At 65.1% G+C, this 15,442-nt stretch carries 14 protein-coding genes; 10 read left to right on the top strand and 4 right to left on the bottom strand.

Annotated features, from left to right (window positions below; genetic code table 11):
- The first annotated feature begins 30 nt into the window (after positions 1–30).
- The 3 genes from sdhD to I2488_RS10585 all read left to right on the top strand — a co-directional run bounded on the left by sdhD (position 31) and on the right by I2488_RS10585 (position 3,098).
- The gene (gene sdhD / locus I2488_RS10595) at positions 31–414 is read left to right on the top strand and encodes a succinate dehydrogenase, hydrophobic membrane anchor protein (RefSeq protein ID WP_039333991.1); all 384 of its coding nucleotides are present in this window, start codon (positions 31–33) and stop codon (positions 412–414) included.
- Positions 415–417: 3 nt separating this feature from the next.
- The gene (gene sdhA, locus I2488_RS10590) at positions 418–2,229 is read left to right on the top strand and encodes a succinate dehydrogenase flavoprotein subunit (RefSeq protein ID WP_196275771.1); all 1,812 of its coding nucleotides are present in this window, start codon (positions 418–420) and stop codon (positions 2,227–2,229) included.
- Between the two features lie 137 nt (positions 2,230–2,366).
- Positions 2,367–3,098, top strand: a complete 732-nt coding sequence (locus I2488_RS10585) for a hypothetical protein (protein WP_196275915.1) — start codon at positions 2,367–2,369, stop codon at positions 3,096–3,098.
- Between the two features lie 9 nt (positions 3,099–3,107).
- On the opposite strand, the gene I2488_RS10580 is transcribed toward I2488_RS10585, so the two are convergent.
- Entirely contained in the window at positions 3,108–3,770 is a 663-nt protein-coding gene (locus tag I2488_RS10580; RefSeq protein ID WP_196275770.1) for a hypothetical protein, read from the bottom strand.
- Between the two features lie 75 nt (positions 3,771–3,845).
- Complete coding sequence (gene ypfJ, locus I2488_RS10575; protein WP_196275769.1) at positions 3,846–4,703, bottom strand: KPN_02809 family neutral zinc metallopeptidase; 858 nt, start codon at positions 4,701–4,703, stop codon at positions 3,846–3,848.
- Positions 4,704–4,798: 95 nt separating this feature from the next.
- Between ypfJ and I2488_RS10570 the strand changes: the two genes are divergently transcribed.
- The 5 genes from I2488_RS10570 (at position 4,799) to I2488_RS10550 (ending at position 10,555) form a co-directional block, all read left to right on the top strand.
- Complete coding sequence (locus tag I2488_RS10570) at positions 4,799–5,584, top strand: 3-hydroxybutyrate dehydrogenase (RefSeq protein WP_196275768.1); 786 nt, start codon at positions 4,799–4,801, stop codon at positions 5,582–5,584.
- A gap of 118 nt (positions 5,585–5,702) precedes the next feature.
- Complete coding sequence (locus I2488_RS10565; protein ID WP_246465605.1) at positions 5,703–7,235, top strand: M28 family metallopeptidase; 1,533 nt, start codon at positions 5,703–5,705, stop codon at positions 7,233–7,235.
- 91 nt (positions 7,236–7,326) lie between these two features.
- Positions 7,327–8,784 (top strand): IMP dehydrogenase, encoded by a 1,458-nt coding sequence (gene guaB, locus I2488_RS10560; RefSeq protein ID WP_196275767.1) that lies wholly within the window; start codon positions 7,327–7,329, stop codon positions 8,782–8,784.
- 10 nt (positions 8,785–8,794) lie between these two features.
- The gene (locus tag I2488_RS10555; RefSeq protein WP_196275766.1) at positions 8,795–9,982 is read left to right on the top strand and encodes an RsmB/NOP family class I SAM-dependent RNA methyltransferase; all 1,188 of its coding nucleotides are present in this window, start codon (positions 8,795–8,797) and stop codon (positions 9,980–9,982) included.
- A gap of 66 nt (positions 9,983–10,048) precedes the next feature.
- Positions 10,049–10,555 (top strand): tetratricopeptide repeat protein, encoded by a 507-nt coding sequence (locus I2488_RS10550; protein ID WP_246465604.1) that lies wholly within the window; start codon positions 10,049–10,051, stop codon positions 10,553–10,555.
- A gap of 291 nt (positions 10,556–10,846) precedes the next feature.
- Here I2488_RS10550 and I2488_RS10545 read toward each other — a convergent pair whose 3' ends face one another.
- Together I2488_RS10545 and I2488_RS10540 are read right to left on the bottom strand one after the other, a co-directional pair.
- Entirely contained in the window at positions 10,847–11,332 is a 486-nt protein-coding gene (locus I2488_RS10545; protein WP_196275764.1) for an RNA pyrophosphohydrolase, read from the bottom strand.
- Entirely contained in the window at positions 11,329–12,282 is a 954-nt protein-coding gene (locus I2488_RS10540; RefSeq protein ID WP_196275763.1) for an alpha/beta hydrolase, read from the bottom strand. The genes I2488_RS10545 and I2488_RS10540 overlap by 4 nt, the downstream gene beginning before the upstream one ends.
- A gap of 203 nt (positions 12,283–12,485) precedes the next feature.
- Here I2488_RS10540 and I2488_RS10535 point away from each other — a divergent pair, with 203 nt between their 5' ends.
- Positions 12,486–14,369 (top strand): 2-oxoacid:acceptor oxidoreductase subunit alpha, encoded by a 1,884-nt coding sequence (locus I2488_RS10535; protein ID WP_196275762.1) that lies wholly within the window; start codon positions 12,486–12,488, stop codon positions 14,367–14,369.
- A gap of 11 nt (positions 14,370–14,380) precedes the next feature.
- Complete coding sequence (locus I2488_RS10530) at positions 14,381–15,433, top strand: 2-oxoacid:ferredoxin oxidoreductase subunit beta (RefSeq protein ID WP_196275761.1); 1,053 nt, start codon at positions 14,381–14,383, stop codon at positions 15,431–15,433.
- Positions 15,434–15,442 lie beyond the last annotated feature (9 nt).

The following is a 15,442-nucleotide window of genomic DNA, read 5'->3' as shown; positions in this document are numbered from 1 at the left end:
CGGCACGAACCTTAGCTAGAGAGGCATCTCATGGGTAACGGCACCTCCATCGGTCGCGTTCGCGGGCTGGGCTCCAGCCACGAAGGCACCCATCACTGGCTCACGCAGCGCCTGACGGCCGTGGGCAATCTCGTCCTGATCACGTTCCTGATCGTCAGCCTCGCGCTGCTGCCGGACTACAGCTACGCCACGGTGCGCGGCTGGGTTGCGCGCCCGCTGCCGTCGATCGCGCTGATCCTGATCATGATCAACACCTTCACCCATGCCCGTATGGGCGTGCAGGTCATGCTCGAAGACTATGTCCATGAAGAGGGCGGCAAGGTCGTCGCCTGGCTTCTGGTCAATGCAGTGCCCTTCGCGGCTGCTGCCTTCGGCATCCTTTCGGTTCTGCGCATTGCGCTCGGGGGCGCATAAGACATGACGACTCAGCCTGCCTACAAGATCATCGACCACACCTACGACACTGTCGTCGTCGGTGCCGGCGGTTCGGGCCTGCGCGCCACCATGGGTTCGGCCCAGGCCGGCCTGCGCACCGCCTGCATCACCAAGGTCTTCCCGACGCGCTCGCACACCGTGGCGGCGCAGGGCGGCATCGCCGCCTCGCTCGGCAACAACTCGCCCGACCACTGGACCTGGCACATGTACGACACCGTCAAGGGGTCGGACTGGCTGGGTGACCAGGATGCGATCGAATACATGGTGCGCGAAGCCCCGGCTGCGGTCTACGAACTGGAACACGCCGGCGTGCCGTTCAGCCGCAACCCCGAAGGCACGATCTACCAGCGTCCGTTCGGCGGCCACATGCAGAACATGGGCGAGGGCCCGCCGGTGCAGCGCACCTGCGCCGCGGCTGACCGTACCGGTCACGCGATGCTTCATGCGCTGTACCAGCAGTCGCTGAAGTACGACGCGGACTTCTTCATCGAATACTTCGCGATCGACCTGATCATGGAGAACGGTGAATGCCGTGGCGTGATCGCGCTGTGCATGGACGATGGCTCGATCCACCGCTTCCGCAGCCACGCGGTCGTGCTGGCAACCGGCGGCTATGGCCGTTCGTACTTCACCGCCACTTCGGCCCACACCTGCACCGGTGACGGCGGCGGCATGGTCCTGCGCGCAGGCCTCCCGCTGCAGGACATGGAGTTCGTCCAGTTCCACCCGACCGGCATCTACGGCGCGGGCGTGCTGATCACCGAAGGCGCACGCGGCGAGGGTGGTTACCTCACCAACTCCGAGGGCGAGCGCTTCATGGAGCGTTATGCGCCTTCTGCGAAGGATCTCGCCTCGCGTGACGTCGTCTCGCGTTCGATGGCCATGGAAATCCGCGAAGGACGCGGCGTCGGTCCGCACAAGGACCACATCTACCTGCACCTCGATCACATCGATGCAGGCGTGCTGGCCGAGCGTCTGCCGGGCATCACCGAAAGCGGCAAGATCTTTGCCGGCGTCGACCTGACCCGCCAGCCGCTGCCGGTGGTTCCGACCGTCCACTACAACATGGGCGGCATCCCCTGTAACTACCACGGCGAAGTCGTCACCATCGGTGCCGACGGCAACCCCGAAACGGTCGTCCCCGGCCTGTTTGCGGTGGGCGAGGCTGCCTGCGTCTCGGTCCACGGCGCCAACCGCCTCGGCTCGAACTCGCTGATCGACCTTGTCGTGTTCGGCCGCGCCACCGGCCTGCGCCTCAAGGAACTGATCAAGCCGGGTACGTCGCACAACTCGCTGCCCAAGGACAGCGCCGACCTCGCGCTGACCCGCCTCGATCACTTCCGCCATGCCAAGGGCGGCTCGCCTACGGCGGAAGTGCGCATCGAGATGCAGCGCACGATGTCGGCCCACGCTGCCGTGTTCCGCACCGACGAGCTGATGGCCGAAGGCAAGGTCAAGCTTGCCAACACCTACAAGCGCATGGAGGACATCCACGTGTCCGACCGTTCGCTGATCTGGAACTCGGACCTGGTCGAGACGCTCGAACTGGACAACCTGATCAGCCAGGCCTCCGTCACCATGCATTCGGCCCACAACCGCAAGGAAAGCCGCGGCGCCCACGCGCACGAGGACTTCCCCGATCGCAACGATGCCGAGTGGATGAAGCACACCGCAGCCTGGTTCAACGGCTGGGGCGGCAAGGGTGGCGAGGTTCGCCTCGACTACCGTCCGGTCCACGAATACACGCTGACCGACGACGTCGAGTACATCAAGCCGAAGAAGCGCGTGTACTGATCCGACGCTGGTCCAGCAGGACCGGCCGTTTGTCGATCACTGAATGATATGATGCCGGGGTAGGAATACTCCGGCATCAGTCATTTCTGGCCCGCGCACTGGACGAGGCGATATGGGCCGCCTGGGGAGGCAGATCGATGAAGAGCGGTTGGAAGCATTCGAAGTTGACGCTCATCGTAGGGGCCGCGCTGATCGTGAGTGCAGCGGGCGCGATGGCGCAAGGCATGACGGACATGCCGCCGCCACCTGCTCCGCCAGCGCCGCCCGCACCTCCGGCTCCACCGTCACCCCCCGCACCGCCAGCTCCGCCAGCTCCGCCAGCTCCGCCTGCGCCCGCTATGGGCCAGCAGATCGTCATCGTCGAACGACATGGCGGCGAGGATGGTCAGGAATACGTCCGCACCGTCACCCGCGATGGCAAGACTTTCGTTTTCAAGAGCGACAAGCCGATGTCGGATGCCGACGTCGCGGCGAAGATCGCCCGCGCCGAGGCCGGGATTCCGCCCGTACCGCCGGTTCCGCCGATGGCCGGGAAGGGCGAGCGCCGGACTCAGCGGGTGATCGTGGTCGATGGCGAGAACGATGGCGTCACCGACATCGTTTCGGAAACCGGAGAGCATTGCAAGGGCAAGGCCAATCTTGCCGATGTCGATGCGACCGAGGAGCAGGACGGCAAGGTCACTCGCGTGCGCATCCGCACTTGCGGCAGCGAGGCGGAGATCGAGCGGCACGCCATGGCCGAAGCGCTCAAGGGCATTCGCGAGGCGCGGGAAGAGATTGCCCGCGACAAGTCGCTCTCCGACAAGATCCGCAAGCAGGTGCTCGACGAGCTTGATGCCGAGATGGCCAAGCTCAAGGCGAAAGGCTGAGGCCGCCGCTTACTGGGCCCGCTGGACGACCGGCTTGCTTTCGAAGCGGGCCGGTTCGGCCTTCGAGGCCTTGTCCTTTTCGTCCTTCTTGTTGTCTCCGTCCTTCTTGTCGGACTTGGCCTTGGCTTCGGCGGCATCGCGCGCCAGCCAGAATGCGGCGACATCCTTGGGCGTGGCCGCGCGGGCGGGATACTTGCATCCACGCTGTTCGCCCACGCCTTTGAGATAGGCGCGGCGGACGGAACCTGCGTAGATCGCCTCGTTCCACTTGCGCTGCTGGGCATTGGCACCGCTGATCTCGCGGATCACGCCACCGAACGGGATCAGCGAGCCAACCAGCGACTTGGCTATGTTGCCCATCTTGATCGTGGAATTGCCGTCATCGCGCGCGACGTCGATGTCATCGCCCAGCACGGCGTCGAGTTTCGCGACTTCGGCGGCGATGGCCGGACACTTTTTCAGGCCGGTAACGTCGTAGGGCTTGTTCCGCGCGGCGACGAGGACGTCGGGAACTTCGTCCTTCTTAATGTTGAAATCCGACAGAGGCTTTGTAACCACATCACCCGCCGTCACCTTTTCCTCCGAAACCGCAGTCTGAGCGGCAAGAGGAAAGGCGACGGCGAGCGTGCAAGGCATTATCGTTGCGAACCGAAGGGCCTTGGTGAACTTCATGTCTTGCTCCCCGTTTAGCAGCATGAAGCCACGGCCTTGCTTTCCGTTCCATGAATTAATGTTAACGGCCTGCGCTTACAGTGCCGCGAAAGTATCGCACTGGTCTTCGTCTGCCGTTTCCAGACCCTTGCGCAGCCACTGCATGCGCTGTGCCGCGCTGCCGTGTGTGAAGGCGGCTTCCACCGGACGCCGACCCGCAGCCTTCATCAGCGTATCGTCGCCAATCTGATGCGCCGCGCGCATCCCTTCCTCGATGTCGCCCGCCTCGATCCGGTCGCGATTGCGGCCCGCCCAGACCCCGGCGTAGCAGTCCGCCTGAAGTTCCAGCGCGACGGAATAGCGGTTGGCCTGGCTCGGGCTTTGCTCCTGCAACTGGCGCACCTTGGTCGACGTGCCGAGCAGGTTCTGGATATGGTGCCCGTACTCGTGCGCCATGACATAGACGCGCGCGAAATCGCCGCCAGCGCCCATCTGTCGGTCCATTTCCGTGTAGAAATCGGTGTCGATGTAGATGCCGCTGTCCGTCGGGCAATAGAACGGCCCCATCGCGCTCTGCGCAGCGCCGCAGCCGGAGCGGCCGTTCTGCGAATAGAACACCAGTGTCGGGGCCTCGAACGGAATGTTGGCCTGCCTGAACAGCGGCCCCCAGGTCTTGTTGAGCGACGACAGGGCGTTGCAGCTTTCCTTGCTGAATTCGTTGACGGTGCAGCTTTCGGCAAGGGAGGTGCCGCCTTGCTGTTCGACCGGCGCCGAAACCTGGCCCTGCTGCATCGAACCCAGCATCTGCATCGGGTCGACGCCGAACACCACCGCTGCGATCAAGGCGATGACGATCGAACCGCAGCCGACCTTGCCGCCACCACCGAAGGGAAAGCCGCCGCCCCCGCGCTGGTCCTGAACATTGATGGAATTGTCGAAATCGTCGAGCCGCATGGGCAAACCCCTTTTTTGCGTTTGCGACTGGACAAGCGGCGAGCCGCCCGCAATGCCAGCGCGATCAATCCATCCAGAAACCCCGGAGTAATCGAATGTTCCTGAAGGGCAAGTGCGCGCTCATCACCGGCTCCACCTCTGGCATCGGCCTTGCCTATGCGCGGGCGCTGGCGGCGGAGGGCGCGAACATCGTTCTCAACGGTTTCGGCGATGCCGATCAGATCAAGGCGCTGTGCGGTGAACTGGCCGCAACCAGCGGAGGGCGCGCGATCTTCGCTGCCGGAGACCTGACCAAGCGCGAGGGCACGGAGGCCATGGTGGCAACCGCGCTGGCCGAGTTCGGCGCGGTCGACATCCTGATCAACAACGCCGGGATGCAACACGTTGCGCCGGTCGAGGACTTCCCGGTCGAGAAGTGGGACGCGATCATCGCGCTCAACCTCACCTCCGCATTCGACGCCTGCCGCCTGTGCGTTCCCGGCATGAAGGCCAAGGGCTGGGGCCGCATCCTGTTCACTGCGTCGGCGCATTCGCTCACGGCATCGCCCTACAAGGCGGCCTACGTCGCGGCCAAGCATGGCATCGCCGGGCTGACCAAGACGCTGGCGCTGGAACTCGCCACCGAAGGTGTAACCGCCAATTGCATCAGCCCCGGCTATGTCTGGACCCCGCTGGTCGAGAACCAGATCCCGGACACGATGAAGGCCCGTGGGCTGACGCGCGAGCAGGTCATCAACGACGTGATGCTCGAGCGCCAGCCGAGCAAGCAGTTCGTCCAGCCTGACGAGCTGGCAGCGCTCGCCCTGTTCCTGTGCCGCGACGAGGCGCGCAACATCACCGGGGCGAACTACAACGTCGATGGTGGCTGGGTCGCGCAATAACGGCTCGCCCTGCGGCTCAATGTAAAGTTCTGTTCATCATCGGCGGTTCAATTGGGAACTTGCGCCGCGCTCCTGCTTTTGAGAGCAAGGGGTTGCGACGAAGCGTTTGGGGTCGGCGATGAAGCGTTACGGGGGCTGGCGGAGTGCGATGACCGGGGCCTTGGCTCTCGGCGCCCTCCTGCTCGTCGCCGCGCGCCCCGTGCCAAGGAAGCCCACGCCGGTCGAAGTGGCGCTCAAGGCCCATGTCGAGACGCTTGCCAGCGATGACTTCGACGGCCGCGAACCCGGTACCGAGGGCGAGACCAAGACCTTGCGCTATCTCGCGCGGCAGTGGTTCGACATCGGCATGGAAGCGGGGACCAACAGCCCAGCCGATGGCTGGTTCGCCCCGGTCGAACTGGTCGAGCGCGAGCCGATGCTCTCGCGCGCCAGCTTCCTGCGCGGGCGCAAGCGGGTGACCCTGCCAGCCGACAGCGTGTTCGTGGTGACCTCCGGCCTGCGCAGCCTGGTTCAGGACGCGCCGCTGGTGTTTGTGGGCAAGGGGACGATGGCCTCTCCTCCACGCGCCGAACTAGCCGGGCGCATTGCCGTGATGCTTGACAGCCTGCCAGAGGGCATGACGCGCGAGCAGGCCGGGGACCGCGCCGGACGGCTGCTCGATGCAGGCGCCCTGGCAGTAGTTACCGTGCTCGACGACGATCGCAGCCTCGAAGACGTGATCGCCCGTCGGCGCCGCGCGGGCTATGCCATTGCCGGTGAAAGGATCGGCAACGAGATCGAAGCCTTCCTATCCCCCGCCACCGCCGACCTCCTGCTGGCGGGCACGGCTCATGCCACGACTGCCAAGCTTCAGAGCGACGCGCTGTCGCCGGGGTTTGCGCCCTATCTGCTGGGGATCACCGGCACGTTCGAGGCCACAAGCCGCGAAACGCGGATCAAGACGCACAACCTGATCGGCAAGCTTGAGGGGCGCAATCCTTCTGCCGGAGCCGTCCTGATGATGGCGCATTGGGATCACTTCGGGGAATGCGGCGCTCCTCCGGCGGCTGACATCATCTGCAACGGCGCGATCGACAATGCCTCGGGTCTCGCCGTTTTGACGGAGACTGCGCGCATCCTCTCGCGGGGGAAGCCGCTCGAGCGCGACGTTTATTTTCTCGCCACCACCGGTGAGGAACTGGGCCTGCTGGGCGCGATGGCCTTTGCCGAGAACCCGCCGATTCCGCTCGACCGGTTCGTTGCCGCCTTCAACGTCGACAGCACCGGGCTGGTGCCTCCGGGCGGACCGATCGGCATCGTCGGGAAGGGGCTTACCCCGCTCGATCCTCTGATCGGCGATGTCGTCAAGCGGATGAAGCGCAAGCTGGCGGCGGGCGAGGGGGCCAACGCCTACATCCGCCGCCAGGACAGCTTCATCCTGATGCAGCACGACGTGCCCGCCGTGATGGTCAGCAATTCCTATGGTGACATGGAGCGGACCGAGCGGTTCATGGAAGAGACCTACCACCGTCCCAGCGATCAGCCGGGGCCGTGGATCGACTATGCCGGAATGGCCGACGACGTGAACCTGCAGGTCGAACTCGTCCGTGCCTTTGCCGATCCGAAACGCTACCCGGCGCGTGCTCCGGCGGCATCTGCAAAGCGGCCCTGAAATCGGGAACCAAACCCCCTAGCGGAACCGCCCCTTCCTGTTTACATGGGCCGCCACGAATCTCCCCGGACCTTTGGAAGTGGCGCGCATCATGGATATCCCTCTCGGCCTTACCTTCGACGACGTACTGCTGCGTCCCGCCGAGTCGGATATCGTGCCTTCGATGGCCGATACGCGCACGCGGCTGACCCGTGGCATCAATCTCAACATCCCGGTCCTGTCCTCGGCGATGGACACCGTGACCGAGGCCGACATGGCCATCGTCATGGCGCAGCTGGGCGGGATCGGCGTGCTCCACCGCAACCTCTCGATCGAGGAGCAGTGCGCTGCGGTGCGCGCGGTGAAGCGGTTCGAGAGCGGCATGGTCGTCAACCCGATCACCATCTCGCCCGATGCGCCGCTCGGTGAAGCACAGGCGCTCATGCGTCAGCACAGGATCAGCGGCATTCCGGTGGTCGAGGCTTCGGGCAAGCTGGTCGGCATTCTCACCAACCGCGACGTGCGCTTTGCCGACAACCCCAAGCAGCCGGTGCGCGAGCTTATGACGCACGAGAACCTTGCCACGGTGAAGCTCGGCGCCAGCGGCGACGACGCGCGCCGCCTGCTGCACCAGCGCCGGATCGAGAAGCTGCTGGTGGTCGACGACGCGTTCAAGTGCATCGGCCTGATCACGGTCAAGGACATCGAGAAGGCCGTGACCTTCCCTGATGCCACCAAGGACGCCGCCGGCCGCCTGCGCGTTGCCGCCGCCACCACCGTTGGCGAGAAGGGCCTGCTGCGCACGCAGGCGCTGGTCGAGGCCGAGTGCGATGTCGTCATCATCGACACCGCGCATGGCCACAACCGTGACGTTGCGCGCGCCGTCGAGGCGGCCAAGAAGCTGTCCAACTCGGTTCAGGTGATCGCCGGCAACGTCGCCACCGCCGAAGCCACCCGTTCGCTGATCGACGCGGGCGCGGACGGCGTGAAGGTTGGCATCGGCCCTGGCTCGATCTGCACCACGCGCATCGTTGCGGGCGTTGGCGTGCCGCAGCTGACTGCGGTGATGGAATGTGCCGCCGAAGCAGAAAAGTCGGGCGTTCCGGTGATTGCCGATGGCGGCCTGCGCACTTCGGGCGACGCCGCCAAGGCTCTCGCCGCCGGGGCCAGTTCGGTGATGATCGGCTCGATGCTGGCCGGCACCGAGGAAGCACCGGGCGAGACGTTCCTCTACCAGGGGCGCGCCTACAAGTCGTATCGCGGCATGGGTTCGGTCGGCGCAATGGCGCGCGGCTCGGCTGACCGCTACTTCCAGCAGGACATCAAGGACCAGATGAAGCTGGTGCCCGAAGGCATCGAAGGCCAGGTGCCCTACAAGGGACCGGCCAAGGACGTGGTCCACCAGCTTGTCGGCGGCGTGAAGGCCGCGATGGGCTACACCGGCAGCAAGACCATCGAAGACCTGCGCAAGCGCGCGCAGTTCGTCCGCATCACCAACGCCGGGCTTCGCGAAAGCCACGTCCACGACGTGACGATCACGCGCGAGGCGCCGAACTACAAGGTTGGCTGAGGGTCTCTGAATGACCCCGGCTGCGCGGGTTCAGGCCGCGATCGACCTGCTTGATGCGGTGATCGCGGCGGCGCGCGGGCAGGGTGCCTCGGCTGACCGTATCGCGGCGGACTGGTTCAGGGCGCGACGCTATGTCGGCTCGAAGGACCGTCGCGCCATTCGCGGACTGGTGTGGAATGCGATCCGGGCCTGCGGTGAAGTGCCGGTGTCCGGGCGCGCGGCAGTCTTGAGGCTGGCGCAGGACGACGCGGCGCTGAAGGCGCTGTTCGATGGATCGAACTATGGGCCTGCGCTGATCGAGGCAGGCGAACCGGTGGCTACGGGCGGCGTTGCACCTGCGTGGCTGACCGTGCGATTGAACGCCTCTGGCCTTGATGATCGGGAGCAGGCGGCGCTGCTGGGCAGGGCGCCGCTGGATATCAGGGCCAACGCGCTGAAGATCACGCGCGACGATTTGCGCGCCCGTCTGCCGATAGAGGCCGAGCCCACCGTCGCGCCGGAGGGGCTGCGCTTGCCTTCGGGCACGGCTGTCGAATCCTGGCCCGAGTTTTCCGATGGGCTGTTCGAGGTACAGGACGCTGGCAGCCAGATCGCCTGCATGGCGCTGGGCGTTCAGCCGGGCGAGGCGGTGGTCGATCTCTGCGCCGGGGCAGGGGGCAAGACGCTCTCTCTGGGCGCAGCGATGGCAAATCGCGGCAAGCTGCTCGCCTGCGACATTGACCGGCCACGCCTGTCGCGCCTGCCCGAACGCGCCGTGCGGGCGGGCGTGCTGGTCGAGACGAGGCTGCTCAATCCCAGGCGCGAGGCCGAGATGCTGGCCGACTGGCAGGGCAAGGCCGATGCGGTGATGATCGATGCGCCATGCTCTGGCACCGGCACCTGGCGGCGAAATCCCGAGGCGCGCTGGCGGCTCGATGCCAAGGCGATCGAGCGTTACTGCGCGATGCAGGCCAATGTGCTCGATATCGGCGCTGCGCTGGTGCGGCCGGGCGGACGACTGACCTATGTGGTCTGCTCGCTGCTCGATGCCGAGGGCGCGGATCGTATCGAGACGTTCCTGTCGGCCAATCCGGGTTGGGATGTTGCGCTTCCGCCTCTCCCAGCGGGTCGCCCCCGCGGCAAGGGTTGGCGGCTTACGCCCTTTGGGGATGGCACCGACGGGTTTTTCTTCGCAACGCTCGTGCGCCGTGTTAACTGAAGCGTCATGGACGTGGGTTCATTCAATGCTGGTCCAACCCAAGGTAACCGGACCAAGGAGCTGCTGATGCGTTACGCCCCCTTTGCGCTTGCCCTTTCGCTGGTCGTCGGCGTGACGGGAAGCATGGGCGTGGCAAGGAACACGGCTCCGGCTGATCCGCGCGTTGAAGCTCTGCTCAAGGACGGTCGCACCGCGCTGGCCAAGGGTGACGTGGCGGCGGCGACCGACAGCTTCGAGGCAGCGCTCGCCATCGATCCCGCCAGCAATCCCACGCTTCTGGCGCTGGCCGATGCCGCCCGCCGCGATGGACTGCAGGGCAAGGCGATCCACTATTACCGTCAGGTGCTCGAACGCGATCCGAACAACGTCGTCGCCATTTCCGGTGAGGGCGGCGCGATGGTCGAGAAAGGCGCGCTGGAGAAGGCCAAGCGCAACCTGACCCGGCTTGAGGGCCTGTGTGGCAAGGGCTGCGCCGAAACCGCCGAACTCTCCGCCGCCATTGCGCGCGGTCCGGCCAAGAAGGTGGTGTCGGCCGAGGCCGTGATCCCGGCCGACAAGGTCGAGACGAACTGATCTTTCCGGCGTTGCGTATTGTCGGGTTTCGCGCAGAGGCGCAGAGGAAGCAGAGTTCGCAGAGAAGGGTACGGGCTTCGCCCGGGATGACTAACGCAAAGACGCAAAGACGCAAAGAGGTTGTCCCGCGCCGCAGGCCTTCTCGCCAATCGGATCAAGCACCAATCGAGCAAAGCGGGTTCGCCGCAAAGCACTACATCTTCGCGTCTTTGCGGCTTTGCGTGAGATATCCCTTTTCTTCTCCGCGCCGTCTGCTCGCTCCGCGCTAAACCAAAAAGCTGCCATCGGACGTCAGATCAGGTCGCGGAATTCCTCGACGACCTGCCGGTAGACCCGCTTCTTGAACGGCACGATCAGTTCCGGAACCTGCTCGGGCTCGACCCAGCGCCAGGCTTCGAATTCCGCATGTTCGTGCGCGTTGAGATCGATGTCGGTATCCTCGCCCGCAAAGCGCATCAGCAGCCACTTCTGGCGCTGGCCGCGGAACTTGCCGCCCCACATCTTGCCCATCAGGAAATCGGGCAGGTCGTAGAGCAGTTCCTCGCGCGTCTCGGCGATGATGGTGACGAGGTGGGAGGAGACGCCGGTCTCCTCCTGCAACTCGCGCAGGGCGGCGGCGTGGAGGTCCTCGCCGTCGTCGATCCCGCCCTGCGGCATCTGCCAGGCGTCCATTTCCTTGTTGTCGATCCGCTTGCCCACGAACACGCGCCCGGCGCTGTTCACGAGCATGACACCGACACAGGGACGGTAGGGAAGCCCGGCAAATTCGTCTGTCATTTCAACCTTTCCAATAGCAGCCGCACCGCCTTGAAGATCGACTGCATGTCGGCCTGCGCGCTCGGGATCGCCTTGCGCACCTGCGTAAACCCGTGGATCGTCCCTTTCATTTCAAGAAAGACGACTTCTGCTCCAGACCGGATGAGTTCCGCGCCATAGACCCGCCCGCTGTCGCGAATCGGATCGAGGCCTGCCGTCACTAGCACCGTCGGCGGCGTGGTCGAGTGTTCGCCATAGATCGGATAGGCGCGCTTGTGCCCGGTCACCGCCTGATAGGCATTGGCGAACCAGTTCATCGAATCCGAGGTGAGCAGGAAGCCCTCGGCGAAATCGAGGAACGACTGGTGATCGGGCTTGTCGTCGGAAAGCGGGTAGATCGGCACCTGCATGATCACCGGCACCGCAGCGGGGCTTTCGACGAGCGCCTGCGTGACGACGATGGTCAGGTTGCCGCCCGCGCTGTCGCCCATCGGGATCAGGCCGGTGATCTCGCGCCCCAGCGTGGCCGAGTTCGCCGCGATCCAGCGCGCAGCTGCCTCGCAATCGTCTGGCGCGGCGGGGAAGGGGTGTTCGGGGGCGAGGCGGTAGTCCACCGCGATCACCGGCAGGTCGAGCTCCGCCGCAATTTCGGTGCAGAGGCTGTGGTGGCTGTCGAGATCGCCGATCACGAAGCCGCCGCCGTGGAAGAACACCACCGCCGGGCCCGCCTCGCGCGTTTCGCGCAGGTCATAGAGGCGCAGGGGGATGTCGCCGGCGGGCCCGGGGCAGGTCAGATCGCGGATCACCGCCAGTTCGCGCGGGTCCGCTTCGGCGAGTTGACCCATCGCAATGTAACTGGCGCGCGCAGCCTCCAGACCCATCTGGCTCATCGGCGGGGCATCGGTGCCGTTGAGGAAGGCCAGGAAGGCCTGGACGTCGGGGCGCACGTAGTGGGTCTTCTGATCGGTCATTGCGGTTCCTCGCCCTGTTGACAGGATTCGTTATAAACACCGTGGTAAGTTGGCTTTTGCAACTTGACTGGCAAGCGCATCGGGAATCAAGCGCGCAGGAGGATTTTTCCGCTCGCGCAGATTTTCTTCTTTGCGAACGGAACATCAGGGGCATAGGCGCGTGTCAGCACTGGGTGAGAGTCCCGGGCGCATCAGAGGACGATATGGCTACACTAGTTGATGGACCGGACGCACTGACGGGCGGCAAGGACACTCCCGCTCCCGAAGCGGTGGTCGTGCGCTTTGCCGGTGACTCGGGCGACGGCATGCAGCTGACCGGCGGTCAGTTCACCCTTTCCACGGCGCTGGCGGGCAATGACCTCGCCACTTTCCCGGACTTCCCGGCGGAAATCCGCGCGCCGCAAGGTACGCTGTTCGGCGTCTCTGCCTTCCAGATCAACTTCGGCTCGACCGAGATCGACACTGCGGGCGACCAGCCTGACGTGCTCGTGGCGATGAACCCGGCGGCGCTGAAGACCAACGTCGGCGCGCTCAAGGCTGGTGGCCTGATCATTGCCGACACCGGCGAGTTCAACAAGCGCAACCTCGAGAAAGCAAAGTACGAGGTCAACCCGCTCGAAGACGGCAGCCTCGAGAAGTGGCAGTTGCTGGCGTTCGACATCTCGGCGCTGACGCTCGAGGCGGTGAAGCCCTTCGGCCTTGGCAACAAGGAAGCGCTGCGCTGCAAGAACATGTGGACGCTGGGCCTTGCCCTGTGGATGTTCGACCGTGACCGCCAGCCGCTGGTCGACTGGCTCAACGCCAAGTTCGCCAAGAACCCGGTGCTGGCCGAGGCCAACATCGCCGCGCTGAACGCCGGCCACGCCTATGGCGAAACCGCCGAGCTTTCGGGTCCGCTCAAGCAGTATCACATCGCTCCGGTCGAGAGCGAGCCGGGCCTCTACCGCACCGTCACCGGCGCCGAAGCGATCAGCCTCGGCCTCGTTGCGGGCGCGCAGCTGGCCGATCTGCACATGTTCTTCGGCGGCTATCCGATCACGCCGGCCTCGGCGATCCTGCACAACCTTGCAAGGCTCAAGGAATACGGCGTCACCACCTTCCAGGCAGAAGACGAGATCGCCGCGATCGCCTCGGCCATCGGCGCAAGCTATGCGGGCCAGCTTGGCGTGACGTCATCGTCGGGCCCCGGCATTGCGCTCAAGGGCGAGGCGATGGGCCTTGCCATCATGACCGAGCTGCCACTGGTCATCGTCAACTCGCAGCGCGGCGGTCCGTCGACGGGCCTGCCGACCAAGACCGAGCAGTCGGACCTCTACCAGGCGGTCTATGGCCGCAATGGCGATGCGCCGATGCCGGTGATCGCAGCGCGCAGCGCTTCGGATTGCTTCGAAGTCGCCATCGAGGCCTGCCGCATCGCGGTGGAATACATGACCCCGGTCATGCTCCTGACCGATGGCTACATCGCCAATGCGGCCGAGCCGTGGAAGGTGCCGGATCCCGAAAGCTTCAAGCCGTTCCCCGTGACGTTCCTCGAAGCGAAGAACGGCCCCAACGGCGAGCTGCTGCCTTTCGCGCGCGACGAAAAGGGCGCGCGTCCGTGGATCAAGCCCGGCACCCCTGGCCTGATGCACCGCATCGGCGGCATCGAGAAGAACCCCGGCACCGGCAACATCGACTACTCGCCCGCCAGCCACCAGATCATGACCGACGCCCGCAAGGCCAAGGTCGAAGGCGTGGCGAACTCGATTCCGCTGCAGGAAGTCAACCACGGCGAGACCTCGGGCAAGCTCGTGGTCGTCGGCTGGGGCAGCACTTATGGCCCGATCTATCAGGCCGTGCGCCGCGCTCGCCGCAAGGGGCTGGACGTTTCCCACGTCCACGTCCGCCACATCTGGCCAATGCCGTCGAACCTCGGCGATCTGCTGCGCGGCTATGACAAGGTGCTGGTGCCCGAAATGAACACTGGCCAGTTCAAGACCGTGCTGCGCGACCAGTTCCTGATCGACGCCCAGCCGCTCAACAAGACCAGCGGCCAGCCCTTCACCATCGCGGAAATCGAAGCCGCGATCGAAGCTGCGCTCGCATAAAGGTTACGACAATGAACGAGATGACCAAGATCGCGGTCCAGACCACGCTCAAGGACTGGGAAACCGACCAGGAAGTGCGCTGGTGCCCGGGTTGCGGCGACTACGCGATCCTCAAGGCGGTGCAGCGCACCCTGCCGGAAATCGGCGCCGATCCTTCGAACACCGTGTTCGTTTCGGGCATCGGCTGCTCGAGCCGCTTCCCGTATTATGTGGAAAGCTACGGCTTCCACACGATCCACGGCCGCGCGCCCGCGTTTGCCACCGGCATCAAGCTCGCCAATCCGGACCTCGATGTCTGGCTGGTGACCGGCGATGGCGACGGCATGTCGATCGGCGGCAACCACACGATGCACATCCTGCGTCGCAACGTGAACGTGCAGATCCTGCTGTTCAACAACGAGATCTACGGCCTGACCAAGGGTCAGTTCTCGCCGACCAGCCGCGAGGGCACCAATTCGCCGACCTCGCCGCTCGGTTCGGTCGACCGTCCCGCTCTGCCTTGCGCCTTCGCGCTGGGTTCGGGCGCGCGCTTCATCGCGCGGGCCTATGACGTGTCGAAGAACCTGCCCGGCGTGCTAAAGGCCGCTCATGCCCACAAGGGCGCGGCGTTCGTGGAAATCTTCCAGAACTGTATCGTCTACAACAAGGATCGCTTCGACGATTTCGTTGCCAAGGGCGTGGCCGACCAGAACCAGCTGTGGCTGACCGATGGCGAGCCGATGCTGTTCGGTTCTGAAAAGTCGGGCGGCGTGAAGGGCATCGCGCTCGACATGGAGACGCTGACGCTCAAGGTCGTCGACGTGGTTGACGGCGACTGGCAGGCGGCGGGCGTGATCGTCCACAACGTCAAGAACCGCGCGCTTGCGCACATGCTGGTGGAAATGCCGTTCGGCCCGTTCCCGATGGCGCTCGGCGTGATCTACGACGATGCGCGTCCTTCCTATGAGGAAGTGCTGCTCGGCCAGGACGAACAGGCCCGCAAGGGCAAGGACGCCAACCTCGCCAAGCTGCTCGGCAAGGGCCAGACCTGGACGGTGAGCGGAACGGCTGCCGATCCGGTTTGATTGACGGAT

It is taken from the genome of Novosphingobium jiangmenense (assembly GCF_015694345.1).
GTDB classification, from domain to species: domain Bacteria; phylum Pseudomonadota; class Alphaproteobacteria; order Sphingomonadales; family Sphingomonadaceae; genus Novosphingobium; species Novosphingobium jiangmenense.
The sequence above is the reverse complement of the archived record's forward strand: the minus strand, read 5'-3'. Positions and strand labels throughout refer to the sequence as shown.

Excerpts from the sequence above, each read along its gene's own strand:
- guaB (WP_196275767.1), top strand. The coding sequence starts at position 7,327 with ATGGATATCCCTCTCGGCCTTACCTTCGACGACGTACTGCTGCGTCCC.
- sdhD (WP_039333991.1), top strand. The coding sequence starts at position 31 with ATGGGTAACGGCACCTCCATCGGTCGCGTTCGCGGGCTGGGCTCCAGC.
- I2488_RS10565 (WP_246465605.1), top strand. The coding sequence starts at position 5,703 with ATGAAGCGTTACGGGGGCTGGCGGAGTGCGATGACCGGGGCCTTGGCT.
- I2488_RS10555 (WP_196275766.1), top strand. The coding sequence starts at position 8,795 with ATGACCCCGGCTGCGCGGGTTCAGGCCGCGATCGACCTGCTTGATGCG.
- I2488_RS10530 (WP_196275761.1), top strand. The coding sequence starts at position 14,381 with ATGAACGAGATGACCAAGATCGCGGTCCAGACCACGCTCAAGGACTGG.
- I2488_RS10550 (WP_246465604.1), top strand. The coding sequence starts at position 10,049 with ATGCGTTACGCCCCCTTTGCGCTTGCCCTTTCGCTGGTCGTCGGCGTG.
- I2488_RS10570 (WP_196275768.1), top strand. The coding sequence starts at position 4,799 with ATGTTCCTGAAGGGCAAGTGCGCGCTCATCACCGGCTCCACCTCTGGC.
- I2488_RS10545 (WP_196275764.1), bottom strand. The coding sequence starts at position 11,332 with ATGACAGACGAATTTGCCGGGCTTCCCTACCGTCCCTGTGTCGGTGTC.
- ypfJ (WP_196275769.1), bottom strand. The coding sequence starts at position 4,703 with ATGCGGCTCGACGATTTCGACAATTCCATCAATGTTCAGGACCAGCGC.
- I2488_RS10540 (WP_196275763.1), bottom strand. The coding sequence starts at position 12,282 with ATGACCGATCAGAAGACCCACTACGTGCGCCCCGACGTCCAGGCCTTC.
- I2488_RS10535 (WP_196275762.1), top strand. The coding sequence starts at position 12,486 with ATGGCTACACTAGTTGATGGACCGGACGCACTGACGGGCGGCAAGGAC.
- I2488_RS10580 (WP_196275770.1), bottom strand. The coding sequence starts at position 3,770 with ATGAAGTTCACCAAGGCCCTTCGGTTCGCAACGATAATGCCTTGCACG.
- sdhA (WP_196275771.1), top strand. The coding sequence starts at position 418 with ATGACGACTCAGCCTGCCTACAAGATCATCGACCACACCTACGACACT.
- I2488_RS10585 (WP_196275915.1), top strand. The coding sequence starts at position 2,367 with ATGAAGAGCGGTTGGAAGCATTCGAAGTTGACGCTCATCGTAGGGGCC.